The following is a 14,885-nucleotide window of genomic DNA, read 5'->3' on the forward strand; positions in this document are numbered from 1 at the left end:
GGTATCGTCCATTATATATTGATTTAATTTCACCGGTCTAAATTGCCAGCTATGCCTATTAAGCCGATCCGTATTTTTATCACCGGAGGAACATTCGACAAGGAGTATAATGAATTGAACGGCCAGTTATTCTTTAAAGACACACAAATGCATGATCTGCTGGAAATGGGCCGAAACAAGGTGCCGGTGGTGATCAGGACCCTGATGATGATCGATAGCCTGGATATGACGGCTGAAGACCGTGATCTGATCAAACACCAGTGTGTACAGTGTGAAGAAGACAAGATCATCATCACCCACGGAACCGATACCATGGCTATTACGGCCAAGGTGCTCGCTGAGCACATTAAGAACAAGACGGTGGTCCTCACCGGCGCGATGATCCCCATTAAGTTTGGTAGCTCTGACGGACTGTTTAATATGGGCTGCGCCATGGCTTTCGTGCAGTCGCTGCCTCCCGGCGTATATGTAGCTATGAATGGCCGCTTTTTCAACTGGGACAATGTTCGCAAGAACCGCCAGACAGGGATTTTTGAGGAGATTGAGTAGTTTGGTATCCACAAGGCGTATAGCCTTTGTGGTTGCCACGAACAACACAGATTAGCTTTTCCACAATTAATTTTGACTTACCTTACAGGAGCGCTGCCACAGCCTGTTCTGTAGGGATATTACAGGTCTACCGGCATACATTACCTAAATCGTCAACATTGTCTGGCTTTTTTGCTCCTGATAAGAAACGTCATTTTTATGTTGGTATCCTCATGGGCTTTGTATTGCAGGCCATGGGGTACTGGTTGTGGCCAGGCCAACCGGGCATCGTGATCGTATCGGTATTCTTGTTGGGGATCTTCATCAGCTATGGATTTGAACTATTCTCCAAAGTGACGGGTTGGGGCATCTATGATTTCATGGATGCGGTGTTTTCTGCCATTGGCAGTGTACTGGGTCAGGGGTTGGCCATCCTGTTGTGGAGCCTGTTTTCAAGATGATTTGCTTATTTTCGGCGGTGGAAATATGATACAGAAAAAGAAAGTAGACGTAGATGTGATCAAGGATGTGCTGGATGCTATGCTCGTGGCCCGGCCCGATTCTACCTTTGTCAAAAGCCTGGCCTTCCAATACGAGGAGCGGGGCGGATTGAGTAAAAAGCAACTGGAGGGTCTTTATCAGAAAGCGTTGAAAGTGGAGGGCATTCCCGAAAACAAACTAGCGACCCTCGAGGCTGTCATTCGTAAAAAGCCAACCAAATATAAATCGGCACCACCGCCCCCAAAGCCGTTTTACCAGAAAGATGAGCGGGTGGGACAGATGATCGATGCCATCCTGGCCAAATATCCCCAACACAAACGGGTACTGTTCTTTCTCAATAAATACAACAACAACGAAACCCTGGCACCCGGCGAGGTGACCGAACTTGAGAAATTCCACCGCCTGCTGAAGTAGTCGCTATTTAACAGGTTTCTGTCAGAAGAAGTTGTTAAACAACCCTCCCTGGCCTTTTAATATTGGCGAGCCGCTATTATCTTGGCGTTCATATCCATCCGTTATGGTTAGAACACTACTCGTAGCCTCTACATTGGTATTATTCTCCCTAAGCTGTAAAAAAGAAACCCGGTATGAGGCTGTTGCCCTGGATCTCCGCATCTCGGAGGTGGTGAACGACTCGACGATCAGGTTTCAATGGAAAGCACTACCCGACAAAGACGTTAAAGCGTATCGACTTTTACGCTCCGGCCGGCATATAAGCTGGTGGCAATCGGCCTATCGAACCGACACGATCCCTATCCTGCATTATCATGAAGGTTTGCGAATCCAGGAGTCCGTGCCCCTTGGTAACAAGTTTACCTATCAGTTGGAGGTAGAGACCAAGTCGGGGTTATTTAGGTCGAATGAGGTGATCCACGAGCGCAAGCAGGGATCGTTTTATGGGCTGGTTCAGGATGTTGTGGTTGATACCGTCCGAAAATATGCTTATGTGATTGGACACTGGACGGGGACGATCGCGCAATATAAATACCAGGAAAACCTACGTGTCAAAGAGTTGACAATTCCCGGCAACATTGGGTATTGTTCCATAGCAGATGTAAATGGCCAGCCTGAATTGTATGTGCCACGCCATGATGGCTGGGTTGATATCTACCATGGCGTATCACTTGAGCTTGAAGATAGACTCTATGTGGGAGGGCAAAAAGTCACCTCCGTAATCTACCACAACAATTTGCTGTTTGTTTCCACTTCGGATAGCGCACTCGTTGGGGGGTCGCAGCTTCCCACCAAAGTATTCCGACGCGATACCAAAGCGTTGGTGGAACGGGTAAGCGGATACATCAATACGCGCTTTCTATTAATACCAGGCAGCGGTCAACGTACCGAGCTTGTTGGCGTAGTGAACGATTATCCCAACCGGGCCTTTGTACGAAACTCATTCGATCAAACCGGAAAACTGCTTCCCGAACGTAGTAAATATATCAGTGCCGGAAATGCTCAGGTGGATATTTTTCAGGTGGCGCCAAATGGCAAACATTTCGTGAGTGGGGGTAATGGGATGGTTTATGATACCTCACTAATCTACCGCTACAACCTGTATGTTAACCGTCCCAATCAGCTCCCAAGATCCCATAAAGACATGGTATTCAATCAATCGGGCAGCGTTGTGTATTGCTCCAGGGAGTATCAGACCACCATTGAAACCTATGATTTTGGTTCCGGTGCACAAACTGGTGTATTGACCACGTCGCTCTATCCTGCCAAGCTTTTCACCGATGGCAAACAGCTATACTCCATTCTATCCGACCAAACTGGCAGAACAAGTGAAACGATCCACTCCAACTACTACATACAAAAAATCAATTTTTAGTCATGCATCTAATGAGAAATTTAGTTGGTGCTGTCGTCGTGCTGGGGTTACATAGCAGTTGCACCAAAACTGAGACGGTCTACGTCGCGGAACCACGCTTTTGCTTCGAGATCAAACCCAACTTCGATGAATTTGTCTATACGGGGATGAAAAAAAACTCCGCGAAAGCAGGATTACCTGTTGAGTTCAACTTGTGTCAACCCGCCAATTTCCCATACATCTATTCCTGGGATCTGGGGGATGGTACAACGTCAGCAGAACCCTATCCCCAACATACTTATACGAAAAGAGGTAGCTATACCGTATCGCTCTTTGTTAAAAAAGGGGAGCATTCCATCGATACCATCCGGCAAACTCTGCAGGTGTATGCAGGCGATCAATATTTTGCTCCTGACGCGGCGCTCCCCGCCTTTGGTGTCGATCTTGTGGAAACTTCCGACAAGGGTATACTTATAATAGGATACCGCCCAACTTCCGCGAATGACGTGCGTCGTCGCTATTTTGTACTCAAGCTGGATGCTGCCTTGCAGCAACAGTGGGTCAGGGAACTGCCTTCGGGTATGGTAAACCTGTCTTCCATCCAACCCATTACGGCAGACAGGTATATCTTAACCGGCCATTCAGATGGCATTTCCGAGCAATATGGCCTAACCTGTATCAATGAGCAGGGGACTGTGCTTTGGAGCAAGGCTTATGACCTGGGCAGGGGACTTATTTCGTATGCAGCCGGTACAGCCGACGGCAATATCATCGCCATCGGCCAAAAGCCGATCCTGCAGGGAGCCGATACTGTCGGGTTGCGCAATACCATTATTACGACGACGGCAGATGGTAGTTTGCTTTCAGAAAAAGGGTTTGATGATATCGGTCCGTTGTGGGGTGCTGAGAACTTTTTGGTGGAAAATGATGCGGTGGTGTTTGCCGGCAATAAACCCGGGGTTCAATGTGGCGGAAAATGTGATTCTGTCTTCATCACCAAGATCCTGATCACCAGTGGCTTGCCGTTGTGGTCAAGGGCCATGCAGTGGTATAATAGTCGGGCCTTGGGAAATACACGAATTGTGCGAACAGGGGCAACATACCAGGTAAGCACGCGTTACGAAAGCGTCCTATTCAATTTTACGGGAGATGGACAGTTCCTGGACAGGCAGCAATTGTACACAGACAGTTATGGCCCAGGCTACCAGGTAGCCACTTCCGACAACCTCTCGCTGTTGCTACTGTCGAACAAATCTTCCCAAACTTCAGGCTCTGTTGTGAAACTGGCAACAGCCAGCGAACGAAAATGGCAGCAGTCGTTCGCCTATCCCGTCAGTGCGCGGTCCCTGTCAGACGGTCAGCTTATTTTATTAGGGCATGGAAATGAAGGTCGTTTCCAAAATAACAAACCGGTAAAACTGGTTGTACGGAAGATAGGCGTACAGGGTGACATTTACTAGGAGGGAAGGCATATGGTACCGTTTGTACCCGATACCGTACTTTTGGGGGATGGAATTTTCAGAACAGATCGAACAATCGCTCCGTAACCTCAATATCGAGGCACTGAACGAGATGCAAGTGGCTTCCCTGGAGGCCAATCAACAATCCAATGCGGTTATTTTATTGTCAGATACAGGATCGGGAAAAACGATCGCGTTTTTGTTGCCCGTATTGCAGCTTTTAAAGAAGGGCTCCAAGGTTACGCAGGCAATGATCATTACACCTTCACGAGAGCTGGCGTTACAGATCGACCAGGTCTTCAAAAAGATGGGTACGGGCTTCAAGGTCACCTGCTGTTATGGCGGTCATAAACGGGAAATTGAAGAGAACAACCTGCTGCAGGCCCCCGCGCTGATCATTGGCACGCCGGGCAGGCTGGCCGATCATATCCGTCGTGGTAATATTACGACGGCCGATATCGAGACCCTTGTACTGGACGAGTTTGACAAGTCGCTGGAAGAGGGGTTTGAAGAAGAAATGTCTTTTATCGTAGGCTCGCTGCCTGCTTTAAATAAAAGGATTCTGACCTCCGCCACGGAGGTTGTAAAAGTTCCTGGCTTCGTAGGACTGAAAGATCCTGTCAGGGTTAATTTCCTGACTGGCGAGAAAAAGGAAATGCTGGCTATTCAGCAGGTGAGGAGTACGGAGGATGATAAGAAAGAAGCTCTTTTCCGGTTACTTTGCCGGATCAACAACCGTTCTACGATTATTTTTTGTAACCAGCGCGAATTTGTAGAACAGGTTAATACGTTTATTAAAGAGAAGGGCATTGTCAGTGTATTTTACCACGGCGCCATGGAACAGCAGGAGCGTGACGCTGCCCTGTGTAAGTTCCGCAATGGCACTTCGAATGTGCTTGTAACGACCGACCTTGCTGCCCGGGGCCTGGATATTCCGAATATCCGGTATATCGTTCACTTCCAACTACCCAACACCGAAGATTCCTATACCCACCGCAACGGCCGCACGGCCCGTCAGGAAGCCAGTGGAACTGTGGTACTGCTGGTGGGACCTAAGGAATATGTTCCCAAATACATCACGCCTGAACCGGAACTGATCACACTGCCCGATGACCTTGAGCTACCACAAAAGCCTGTATGGACAACGTTGTTCATCGCTGCCGGTAAAAAGGACAAGGTGAATAAAGTGGACATCGTTGGGTTCCTTACCAATAAGGGAGAATTGAAGAAAGAAGACATTGGCCTGATCGAAGTGAAGGATTTCTTTTCTTTCGTGGCTATACGGAAGTCGAAAGCAACTCACACGGTAAACCTCATCAAGAACGAAAAGATCAAAGGCAAGAAAATAAAGATCGATGTAGCTAAATAAGATATTTTCTACCGGCGCCCGGTTGGGGATATTCAATGAATGATATTCCTGCACCGGGCGCCTTATTTATCCCTCCGACACTTCCATTCTTCTTTCTCCGATCTGCTGGCGCCACATGGCGTAATACAGGCCCTTTTGTTCCAGTAACTGATCATGCGAGCCCGACTCGGTGATCCTCCCTTTTTCCAACACATAGATGGTATCTGCGTGCATGATCGTGCTAAGGCGGTGTGCGATCAGTATGGTGATCTGCTGGCGCTCGGCAGAAATGCTGCGCACCGTTTCAGTGATAGCTTCTTCGGTGAGTGAATCGAGGGCGGAGGTGGCTTCATCGAAAATAAGCAGCCGCGGATGCCGTAACAAAGCACGGGCAATGGACAGCCGTTGCTTTTCGCCCCCTGATAGTTTTAGTCCCCCTTCGCCGAGGATGGTATTTAGCCCCTGCCCGGTGCGGGTGACGAGCCGGCTGGCAGACGCTTTTTCCATGGCCTCCAACATGTCTTCGTCTGTGGCATCAGGCTTTACGAAGAGCAGGTTTTCGCGAATGGTACCGGCAAAGAGTTGCGTATCCTGGGTGACAAACCCTATCTGCCGGCGCAGCTCGTTGTAGCGGATCTCTGTTGCCGGGATGTCGTTGAAATAGATCATGCCTTCGATCGGGCGGTAGAGACCTACGAGCAATTTGACCAGGGTAGACTTTCCGGACCCTGAAGGACCCACAAATGCTATGGTATCGCCCGTCTTCACAGAAAAGGATATGCCGTCCATGGCATTCTGGTGGGCCGTATTGTGACGGAACACCACGTCTTCAAAACGCAGGCTGTTGAGCTGGTTGAGGGCTACCGGTTCGGGCGGACGCTGCTCGATTGGCTTGTTCATCAGCGTATCGAAGGTTTGGAGGGAAGCCTCTGCTTCGCGGTAAAAGATGATGATGTTGCCCACATCCTGCAGGGGACCAAAGATGGCATTGGAAATAAACTGCATAGTGATGAGCTCGCCGGTACTGAGCACGTGACCGAAGATCAGCCAGAGCAGGATAAACAAAATGGATTGCTTGAGCACATTCAGAACGGTGCCCTGGAAAAAACTGAGTGTGCGGACCTGCCTGGTCTTTTCCATTTCGAGCTGGAAGATGCGGTAGGTGTATTCCCGAAGGCGGCGTATTTCCGGAAAAGTGAGGCCCAGGCTACGTACCAGTTCGATATTCCTCAACGACTCGGTAATAATGCCCGCCATACGATTGGTTTCGCGGTTGATGGAGCGCTGGGTAGCTTTCATTTTGCGGCTCAGCATGCCGGTCAGTGAGCCCAGTACGAGCACCCCGATCACAAAAACCGGTATGAGCGCCCAATGTTTGGTGATGGCATACCAGATCAGAAACCCTACCCCGACCAGCGATGAAAACAGGATATTAATAAACGAGTTGATAAATCGCTCGGTATCGGTGCGTACTTTTTGGAGTACGGCCATGGTTTCGCCGCTACGCTGTTCCTCGAACTCATTGAAGGAAAGCCGCAGGGTCTGGCGCAGACCGTCGTTGAAGATCTGCATGCCGAATTTCTGTACGGCCAGGCGCGTGGTGTAATCCTGGAAGGCTTTGGCCACGCGGGCGAGCAGTGCAATGACGATTGCTACCCCCAGCCACCACAACACTCCCCTGATCAGTTCTTCGCGGGGCCGCAAGTTGATCTGCCCTGCATAGTCATCGATGATCTTACCGAAGATGATCGGATCGATGAGGGAGAGGACCTGGGCGACGGCCGCCAGCAGCAGCGAGAACAATACCAGCCAGCGTTGCGGGCGGAGATACTTCCAAAGAATGTGCATAATTGTTTATATAAACGATTGGTATGGCATCCGGTTCAGTGATTACCATTTGCAGGCCAGCGGAAATGGCAGGTATTCGGATTTTTCCTTACTTTTCTTACCACTACTGCATCCTATTATGAAAAGCTACCTGTACCTACTTTTGCTGGTCTTTTTGTCGTTATTGAGTTGCCAGGAACCTGCAGCCCAGATACGGCTCAGTCCTGGCTTTGCGTTTGTCGATTCTTTTTTTACGGGCCATTCGTTGACATTTGAGGAGCGTGATCTCTACTTTCCGTCCGATTATACCGAGATCGCCGGTAGGTTACAAGCAGCTATCAACAAGGACCTGAAATGGTATAAGGAATACACGAAAAAACACGGCGAGTTTGGGGAAAACCTTCCTTACCACGAGAAGCTGGGCATCACCCAGCAAGAGTTTGAAAGGTACAAATTATTAAGCAGGAACTCCGATTCGCTGCAGCTCAGGTCCAAGGGTATCCGTGTGATCGGTATCAGCAGACAGGACCAGGTAATCCACCTGAAAGATACCGGTACGAACAACCGGCTCCATGAAGTCTTTGTACGTGACCTGAAACGAGGCATCATGGAATTGAAGATATCGGTGTCACGGGCCCGTAATGTATCCTTTAGAAAGATCTATGAGCCTTCCAACTAGATTTGATCTACCAAACTCGCGATCACAATCATAAGCAACACAATCAGTACCGGCAGCAGCCCCAACAGGAAGGCTGCCCAATGCGCTGGTGTATGTTTCTTCTCATAACTCCGCTTCAACAAATACAGATCGGCCAGGTAATACAGGCAAATACCAACCCCAATTAATATCGCCTCTGAATCAGCAGGTGTTTCCAACACGCCTGCTACAATAAGCCAAACACCGCCGACGAGACATGCTATCGCTATGATGATGGTGATAATCCTTAAAACTAGTAGCATAAAAGGTATTTACTGGGTGGGGCAGCAATCAGAACAGATCGGCAATTATAGTCTGTATGCCATTAAAAACAAAATGATCGCCTTGCTTTTTGTGCTGTAGTTGCTGGGCGAGGGGCGCCTGTGGAGCGAGAAACAGGATGGTTTTACCCCCTATGGTTTGTTTTCCGAGACCGGCGGCGATAAAGAATGTCAGCTTTTCGTTCTGCAGTACGGCGCCGGCCCTGGCGGTGTCATAGAGCCTGTCTGTCTCTACTGCATGCAGGGCGGCCTGCTCCCTGGTCTGCTCGGCCAGTTGCCGTGCGAACATATCTTTCTGGAGGTGGCTCATGGCACGGGCCGTTTCATATTTGTCGCCCGCCGAGCTTTTTCCTTCCTGGTTGGCGGCCTCCTGGGCTTCTTCCATTTGCTGGCGGGTGTTGGCAATACGCTGCCCGATCAGGTCGAGGCCTGCCTGCTTAAGTTGTTGCTTGTAAAGGATCTTTTCTTCACGGGTCATGCCGCAATTTAGCGATCAGATCAGTTCTTCCAGCGTTTCGCGGGCATATTCGAGCGCAGCGACGGGCGATTCGAAGAGGCGTGGTTCGGTTCCGTCGATAAATACCTCCCCGGAGATACCTTCTCCCGGCTCCTGGTAATAGTAGGTGGCTGTAAAGTATTCGGTAGGAATAACATGGGGATTTTCCCTGGGCACTACGTGTGGTTCTATGACGACCCATACTTCTTTTCCGTTGATGGTAAGTTTCTCTGTCATGACCGTTTTTCGAATTCTTCTGTAAATCCTGTGCCAAGGAGGGGGTACTGGAACCGGTTGCAGGGCTATCATAGTCAACCAGGCATCGGGGCAGCTGATTTGCGCAACAAAAAAAACCCGGAAGGGCTAGTGGCCGCATTCCGGGTCTATTCAATCTGCCCTGTTGGGGGCAATCATCGACTACTGCTTTTTGGGAGGCAGGTTGAATGCCACGGCTTCGTGTTCAAAATGTCCCTTGTGGGCACCATCGCAAAATGGTTTGTTTTGCGAGAGGCCGCAACGACAAATAGAAATGATCTCTCGCCCACCGAGGTCATATTTATTGCCGTGCTTGTCCACAATTTCGAAATCCCCTTCCAGCTTGAGGGACCCATTGCTGTTAACTGTCACTTTTGTAGTTGCCATAACTTGTTATTGATGGCGCGAAAGTAGGGAAGTTTTTGTCATCTGTCGGCGGTTGGATCAGGGGTACCGTAACGGTGAAGTATTTTTCGTCTTTTTCTATCCTCACTTCCGGTAACTGCAACATTTTATACCTGGCATTAATGTTTTGCAGTCCGAGGCCGGTCGACTCCACCACGCCTTCGCGCTTGAACAGGGTATTTCGAACGACGAGTGTATGGTTGGGTGCGGACACCAATTCGATCTCGAGCGGATGTTCTTTTTGCAGCCGGTTGTGTTTTACCGCATTTTCAACGAGCAGTTGCAGCGTCATCGGCGGCACCAACCATTCTTCGTATTTCCGGTCGATGCGCATATCGAGGCGAACACCTGTGCCATAGCGGGTTTGTAACAAGTGGTAGTAAGACTGGATGAAGAGCAACTCCTGTCCGAGGGTGGTGAGCTCTGCCTGGTTGTTGCGGAGCAGGTACCGGAATACTTTGGTGAGTTCGTCGAGGAAATATTCGGCGCGGGCCGGGTTTTCGCTGATCAACGATGACAGGGAATTGAGGTTATTGAACAAAAAGTGGGGGTTGACGATACCCTTGAGCTGGTTGAGCTCGGCCCGGAGCTTTTCTTTCTCCAGTTGCTCCTTTTGTTTTTCGGTATACTTCAGTTTGGCGAAATGATAGATGGTTTCAAAGCCTGCGAAAAGAAAAAGGTAGACGAAAATAGCGTTGAAAAACGAGTACCCCCAAAGGCCGGTTGCCAGCTCGCTGTTGTTGAAGCGCACAGTTCCCGTAAAAAGAGAGCTGGGGGCTTTTCCGCCCATAATGATCAGCCGGAGCCAGCTGCTGAGGGCTAACATCAGGGTCGTGAAAGCTACGCCACCAATAATCACAACTGCAGTGCGGTTCCAGCTGCGGAACCACCGGATCTTCCATTTACGGCTGTTGTAGATCAGCCAGCGGCCGCCTTCACAAATGGCGATGATGGAAATAAGGGAAATGAGTGTACGCAAAAGTTTTGCGCCGTCGGCGCGAAAACACACGTCATTGGTATAGAGCACCAGGATGAAGGGAAGCACTATGACGAGTATGCGGAACCACTTATCACGAACCTTTATCAATGCAGCAAGGATTTACAGCCCGGGTGAGGCGTTTTACCAATTTGCAAAGAAAACCCACGCTCACCGCAGCCCCATAAGTTTTTGTATGAATTGGGGTTTTAGTTGCATGAATTGTTAGCAGCTATACCATGGAGATAATATATTATTCGAAAAAGCTTTTTGCTGCTGACATACTGCTGTCAGTACCTGGTTGTTGCTTTGTAGGGTAAATAGACAACCTATGCTTCACGCTACCACCCATAATGACGCCTTATTATCTCATTTTCAAGAACTAACCGCCTATCATGTTTGGGCGCTTACCCGTATTGCCGACTGGTTGCGGACCAAACCCGGTTTGTTGCTGGAAAACAGGGCCAGTTCGAGTTTTCCGGGTATCAAGGCTACTTTGCTGCATATGGTCGAGGTGGAGCGGGAATGGATGGGTCACCTGGGTGTATCGCACAGCCTGTTGCAGGAGGGATTGGAAGATGAGCTGGAGGCAATACTGGACAGTTTGCTGGAGCAGGGCAGGTTATTGCAGGACTATGTTGGCAAGCTGAGCACGGACGCTCTGGAAACCGAATGCAGCTGGCAACTGCTACTTGCCGGAGAGATGAACCTTGCCCGCAAAGACATTCTTCAACATTGTATCAACCATAGTGTTTACCATCGCGGACAGGTGGTAACCATCGGACACCAGCTTGGTTTAAAGGATGCCCCCCTGACCGACTACCTGTTTTACTGTCTGAAAGTGAAAAAGCCGGACCTACAGACACGGGAGCAGGAGCGTGGTGGGAGCAGGGTGACAGACGATACCAGCCGCAGGCCTTTTTTGGCCATCAACTTCTTCAACAGGTAAATTACCATTCTGTTCTTTACTATCTTACCCATCATAAGAGCTGACCTATGACTGTAACTGCTATTGCTCAACGCCGGTTGGTAAACCAACGCCTGTTTTCTTCCAGTTTTACCGAACCTGCAGAGGTGGTGCATTGGCTGGGTGCCATGCAGGCGCAGGATTTTGCCGGTGCCAAGTGGAGTATTGGAACGCGCCTGCCAGGCATTACGGACGGGGCTATTGAACAGGCTATCGATAGCGGTAAGATCATTCGCACCTGGGCTTTACGCGGCACCTGGCATTGGGTATCGCCTGTTGATGTGCATTGGATGCTGTCATTTGTGGCACCCAGGGTGCATCAGAAATATGCCAAACACTTGCGGGATGAGGGGATCGATAAGGCGATGATCAGAAAGAGCCATTCGGTATTAAATAAATCGCTGGAGGGAGGAGCTGCCCTGACCAGGGATGAACTGGCTGAACTATTTGTAAAAAAGGGCATCAAAACCTCCAATTACGGTGTGGGCTATTTGCTGCTGCATGCCAGTCAGGAGCGACTGATCTGCATGGGCCCGCGCAAGGGTAAACAATTCACCCACGTATTGTTGGACGAATGGGCTCCGACAGCGCAGCGGTTTACCCCCGATGAGCCGCTGGCAGAGCTGGCCCGGCGTTATTTTATCAGCCATGGCCCTGCTACCGCCAAAGACTTTATGTGGTGGGCGGGCATCACGCTGACAGAAGCCCGAAAGGGTATCGAGCTGGTGCAACAGGAGCTGATGGCAGACAATGTAGTCGGAGAGACCTACTGGCAAGGAGCTGAGGTGGTAGCGGCGGCCAAGAAAAGTGCGGTATATCTCCTTCCAGGTTTCGATGAATTTCTTTTAGGCTATACCGATCGGAGCGCCGTGGTCAATGAGCAATACCAGCATCGGTTGGCCATGACGGCCAATGGTCAATACAGCGCCACCATCGTAGTGGGTGGCCAGGTGGTGGGCATCTGGAAAAGAACTATTAAAGGCAAGGAGGTAGTAGTGGAGCTGGAATACTTCGAGCCGCCTGCGCAAACTGTGATTGCGGCTGTACAAGCTGCTGCCAGGCGGTACGCCAGGTTTCTTGGATTGAGGCTTGTTTTATAAAGTGGTATGCAAATACTCGCGGCAATTTTTATCTTGCAGGTTGAATGAGCAGTTTCGAACAGCATATGAAAGTGGCCGTAGACGCGGTCGTATTTGGGTATTCCAAACAGGAAGGGGTATCTGTATTATTGATACAGCGGAAGTATCCTCCTTTTCAGAATAGCTGGGCTATACCTGGTGGCTTCGTGCTGGAACACGAGTCATTGGAGGAAGCCGTGCGCCGGGAGCTGCAGGAAGAAACGGGCATCAGTGTGAACTACCTGGAACAACTATACACCTTTGGCAAACCTGGTCGTGATCCGCGCCAGCGTATTATTTCCATTGCTTATTTCGCGCTGGTGAAATCGGCCCAGTTTCAGCAACTGAAGGCGAGTACGGATGCGGAGCATGCGCAATGGTTTAGCATCAAAGAATTGCCCGATCTGGCTTTTGACCACCAGGACATTCTGAAAATGGCTGTGGAGCGTGTGCAGGCCAAGATCCGGTACCAACCAATTGGGTTTGAGTTATTGGACAAGGTCTTTCCATTTGCTGATTTTGAACACCTATATACCTCTTTACTTGGTCGTGACATCGACCGGCGCAATTTCAGCCGTAAGGTGTTGGCGCTGGGCATACTGGACGAGACCAAAGAATTTGCCAAGCCTGAGGGCAAAGGCCGGCCGAGCAAAATGTACCGGTTCAACGAGCAACGCTACCAGCAACTGGAGAAAGAAGGAATGCACTTCGAGATCTAAACAGTTGCCTTATTTCCAGTTTTATTTTTGGTTTTGGCTACTGCTTTGTGGTAAATTGTACTTCTTCTATGAGCTTCACCTACCATTTTTCGTTTCCGGCTGATCGATCGGCCACTACACTCCAACATTGCGTGGCTACGGCTCATTTGACTCTATTTTTCCCTACTTGCGGTTTACTCTAGGTTTACTTCCGGTTTACTCCAGCTTTACTTTTGGTTTACTTGACAGTGGGGTTCGCTACCCTTTACCTATTTTACAGGTACCAGACCTGATAAAGAATGGTAATTTGATGTAGGAAGCTGGAACTTAGACCATAAGCGTAGTCTTGCCAGACTCCCATTCCCGGTATCGAATACGATGTGGACAGACTGCCGGGCGAGCTGAAGCGTTGATGGATCAGCTAAGGTAGAGGTATTCAATAGCGGGTTTAGAAAATCTGGGATTATGGCTATCGGCAAAAATTTTATCCCATTTTGCGTTTTTTTTACGCAAATAATTTGCAGATACCATTAGGGCTTTTTATATTTGTGTAGAATTGACGCAAAATGAAACATACAGGAGTTATCATCGCACGCTTTCAAACACCTTATCTCCACGAAGGGCATAAATACCTTTTGAATGAGATCAGGTCCAAGCATAATAAGATCATCATTGTGCTGGGTGTTACCCCGGTTAAGGGCAGCGGCCGCAATCCGTTTGACTTTTACACCCGGGAACGCATGCTGAAACAATTTGCCCCTGAGCTGATCGTGTTGCCACTGGGCGACCACCCGGATGACCGGATTTGGAGTGAGCGGCTCGACAATTTGCTGAGAAACACCTTTCCCCAGGAGTCGTTTGTGTTGTATGGCAGCCGGGACTGTTTTATTCCCTATTACAGTGGTTCGCTGGCGGTGGTGGCTTTGCCAGAGTTGGGTAATCATTCGGCGACCACCATTCGTGATGAAAATGCCGATAAGGTGCTGGACAGTGTAGATTTCAGAATGGGCATCAATTATGCGTACCACAATAAATATGACGCTGTTCATCCAACCGTGGACATTGCCGTACTTCGGAATGGCGGAACGGAGGTGCTGTTGGGCAAGAAGCCTGGTGCAGCGGGCTGGCGGTTTCCCGGTGGCTTTGCTGATCCTACCGACGGATCGTATGAGGATTCGGCTGCCCGTGAATTACAGGAAGAATGTGGTGAACTGGTGACGGGCCCCCTGCAATACATCGGATCGGCGAGGATCGATGACTGGCGTTACCGCAAAGAGGCGGATAAAATTATGACCCTGTTCTTTAAAACGTCGTTGATCAGTGGGGAAGCGGTTGCCAATGATGACCTGGCCGAACTGGCCTGGTTTACGGTAGATAAACTTACCGCCATGATCGAAGAAGGAGCTATCACTCCAGAACACAGTGTGCTGGCCCGGATGCTGCACGACCAATTGTCGATAACGACCCATCTGACCAAGCAATAACTTAAACCTTTATACTTTTTATTCTTAAAACGGATAC

The 14,885-nt window shown here is 49.5% G+C and carries 17 protein-coding genes; 11 read left to right on the forward strand and 6 right to left on the reverse strand.

The genetic code is table 11. The features are described 5' to 3' along the window. Nucleotides 1–51 precede the first annotated feature (51 nt). The 6 genes from P2W70_RS00565 to P2W70_RS00590 all read left to right on the forward strand — a co-directional run bounded on the left by P2W70_RS00565 (nt 52) and on the right by P2W70_RS00590 (nt 5,665). Nucleotides 52–549, forward strand: a complete 498-nt coding sequence (locus P2W70_RS00565; RefSeq protein WP_276479465.1) for an asparaginase domain-containing protein — start codon at nt 52–54, stop codon at nt 547–549. Nucleotides 550–707: 158 nt separating this feature from the next. Further along, a complete protein-coding gene (locus tag P2W70_RS00570; protein WP_276479466.1) occupies nt 708–989 on the forward strand; it encodes a hypothetical protein in 282 nt (93 codons plus the stop codon). Between the two features lie 25 nt (nt 990–1,014). Further along, entirely contained in the window at nt 1,015–1,443 is a 429-nt protein-coding gene (locus tag P2W70_RS00575; protein WP_276479467.1) for a hypothetical protein, read from the forward strand. A gap of 103 nt (nt 1,444–1,546) precedes the next feature. Next, a complete protein-coding gene (locus tag P2W70_RS00580; RefSeq protein WP_276479468.1) occupies nt 1,547–2,857 on the forward strand; it encodes a cytochrome D1 domain-containing protein in 1,311 nt (436 codons plus the stop codon). A gap of 11 nt (nt 2,858–2,868) precedes the next feature. Beyond that, nucleotides 2,869–4,296 carry a PKD domain-containing protein gene (locus P2W70_RS00585; RefSeq protein ID WP_276479469.1) on the forward strand — a complete coding sequence of 476 codons (1,428 nt, stop codon included), beginning with the start codon at nt 2,869–2,871 and terminating at the stop codon, nt 4,294–4,296. A gap of 49 nt (nt 4,297–4,345) precedes the next feature. Next, complete coding sequence (locus P2W70_RS00590) at nt 4,346–5,665, forward strand: DEAD/DEAH box helicase (RefSeq protein ID WP_276479470.1); 1,320 nt, start codon at nt 4,346–4,348, stop codon at nt 5,663–5,665. A gap of 66 nt (nt 5,666–5,731) precedes the next feature. Here the strand turns inward: P2W70_RS00590 and P2W70_RS00595 are convergent, their stop codons facing one another. Further along, complete coding sequence (locus tag P2W70_RS00595) at nt 5,732–7,492, reverse strand: ABC transporter ATP-binding protein (protein WP_276479471.1); 1,761 nt, start codon at nt 7,490–7,492, stop codon at nt 5,732–5,734. 118 nt (nt 7,493–7,610) lie between these two features. Between P2W70_RS00595 and P2W70_RS00600 the strand changes: the two genes are divergently transcribed. Continuing rightward, nucleotides 7,611–8,150, forward strand: a complete 540-nt coding sequence (locus P2W70_RS00600; RefSeq protein ID WP_276479472.1) for a hypothetical protein — start codon at nt 7,611–7,613, stop codon at nt 8,148–8,150. Here P2W70_RS00600 and P2W70_RS00605 read toward each other — a convergent pair. The 5 genes from P2W70_RS00605 to P2W70_RS00625 form a co-directional block, all read right to left on the reverse strand. Continuing rightward, complete coding sequence (locus tag P2W70_RS00605) at nt 8,147–8,431, reverse strand: hypothetical protein (protein WP_276479473.1); 285 nt, start codon at nt 8,429–8,431, stop codon at nt 8,147–8,149. The two genes, P2W70_RS00600 and P2W70_RS00605, sit on opposite strands and share 4 nt — an antisense overlap. Before the next feature lie 28 nt (nt 8,432–8,459). Then, nucleotides 8,460–8,927: a hypothetical protein gene (locus P2W70_RS00610; RefSeq protein WP_276479474.1), complete on the reverse strand. Its 468-nt coding sequence runs from the start codon at nt 8,925–8,927 to the stop codon at nt 8,460–8,462. A gap of 15 nt (nt 8,928–8,942) precedes the next feature. Next, a complete protein-coding gene (locus tag P2W70_RS00615; protein ID WP_276479475.1) occupies nt 8,943–9,182 on the reverse strand; it encodes a hypothetical protein in 240 nt (79 codons plus the stop codon). Nucleotides 9,183–9,362: 180 nt separating this feature from the next. Beyond that, a complete protein-coding gene (locus P2W70_RS00620) occupies nt 9,363–9,587 on the reverse strand; it encodes a CDGSH iron-sulfur domain-containing protein (protein WP_276479476.1) in 225 nt (74 codons plus the stop codon). Continuing rightward, nucleotides 9,562–10,692, reverse strand: coding sequence for a sensor histidine kinase (locus tag P2W70_RS00625; RefSeq protein ID WP_276479477.1), 1,131 nt, complete (start codon nt 10,690–10,692; stop codon nt 9,562–9,564). The genes P2W70_RS00620 and P2W70_RS00625 overlap by 26 nt, the downstream gene beginning before the upstream one ends. A 220-nt stretch (nt 10,693–10,912) precedes the next feature. On the opposite strand from P2W70_RS00625, the gene P2W70_RS00630 reads away from it, so the two are divergent. The 4 genes from P2W70_RS00630 (at nt 10,913) to P2W70_RS00645 (ending at nt 14,848) form a co-directional block, all read left to right on the forward strand. After that, nucleotides 10,913–11,530, forward strand: a complete 618-nt coding sequence (locus tag P2W70_RS00630; protein WP_276479478.1) for a DinB family protein — start codon at nt 10,913–10,915, stop codon at nt 11,528–11,530. 47 nt (nt 11,531–11,577) lie between these two features. Further along, nucleotides 11,578–12,648 (forward strand): winged helix DNA-binding domain-containing protein, encoded by a 1,071-nt coding sequence (locus P2W70_RS00635; protein WP_276479479.1) that lies wholly within the window; start codon nt 11,578–11,580, stop codon nt 12,646–12,648. 44 nt (nt 12,649–12,692) lie between these two features. After that, nucleotides 12,693–13,385, forward strand: a complete 693-nt coding sequence (locus tag P2W70_RS00640; protein ID WP_276479480.1) for an NUDIX hydrolase — start codon at nt 12,693–12,695, stop codon at nt 13,383–13,385. Nucleotides 13,386–13,930: 545 nt separating this feature from the next. Then, the gene (locus tag P2W70_RS00645; protein WP_276479481.1) at nt 13,931–14,848 is read left to right on the forward strand and encodes an NUDIX domain-containing protein; all 918 of its coding nucleotides are present in this window, start codon (nt 13,931–13,933) and stop codon (nt 14,846–14,848) included. Nucleotides 14,849–14,885: the final 37 nt, after the last annotated feature.

This window comes from Paraflavitalea pollutisoli (assembly GCF_029360705.1).
Classification (GTDB): domain Bacteria; phylum Bacteroidota; class Bacteroidia; order Chitinophagales; family Chitinophagaceae; genus Paraflavitalea; species Paraflavitalea pollutisoli.

Coding starts and splice junctions, on each gene's coding strand:
- P2W70_RS00605 (WP_276479473.1), bottom strand. CDS start 8,431: ATGCTACTAGTTTTAAGGATTATCACCATCATCATAGCGATAGCATGT.
- P2W70_RS00640 (WP_276479480.1), top strand. CDS start 12,693: ATGAGCAGTTTCGAACAGCATATGAAAGTGGCCGTAGACGCGGTCGTA.
- P2W70_RS00585 (WP_276479469.1), top strand. CDS start 2,869: ATGAGAAATTTAGTTGGTGCTGTCGTCGTGCTGGGGTTACATAGCAGT.
- P2W70_RS00595 (WP_276479471.1), bottom strand. CDS start 7,492: ATGCACATTCTTTGGAAGTATCTCCGCCCGCAACGCTGGCTGGTATTG.
- P2W70_RS00635 (WP_276479479.1), top strand. CDS start 11,578: ATGACTGTAACTGCTATTGCTCAACGCCGGTTGGTAAACCAACGCCTG.
- P2W70_RS00630 (WP_276479478.1), top strand. CDS start 10,913: ATGCTTCACGCTACCACCCATAATGACGCCTTATTATCTCATTTTCAA.
- P2W70_RS00620 (WP_276479476.1), bottom strand. CDS start 9,587: ATGGCAACTACAAAAGTGACAGTTAACAGCAATGGGTCCCTCAAGCTG.
- P2W70_RS00565 (WP_276479465.1), top strand. CDS start 52: ATGCCTATTAAGCCGATCCGTATTTTTATCACCGGAGGAACATTCGAC.
- P2W70_RS00590 (WP_276479470.1), top strand. CDS start 4,346: ATGGAATTTTCAGAACAGATCGAACAATCGCTCCGTAACCTCAATATC.
- P2W70_RS00610 (WP_276479474.1), bottom strand. CDS start 8,927: ATGACCCGTGAAGAAAAGATCCTTTACAAGCAACAACTTAAGCAGGCA.
- P2W70_RS00645 (WP_276479481.1), top strand. CDS start 13,931: ATGAAACATACAGGAGTTATCATCGCACGCTTTCAAACACCTTATCTC.
- P2W70_RS00580 (WP_276479468.1), top strand. CDS start 1,547: ATGGTTAGAACACTACTCGTAGCCTCTACATTGGTATTATTCTCCCTA.
- P2W70_RS00615 (WP_276479475.1), bottom strand. CDS start 9,182: ATGACAGAGAAACTTACCATCAACGGAAAAGAAGTATGGGTCGTCATA.
- P2W70_RS00575 (WP_276479467.1), top strand. CDS start 1,015: ATGATACAGAAAAAGAAAGTAGACGTAGATGTGATCAAGGATGTGCTG.
- P2W70_RS00600 (WP_276479472.1), top strand. CDS start 7,611: ATGAAAAGCTACCTGTACCTACTTTTGCTGGTCTTTTTGTCGTTATTG.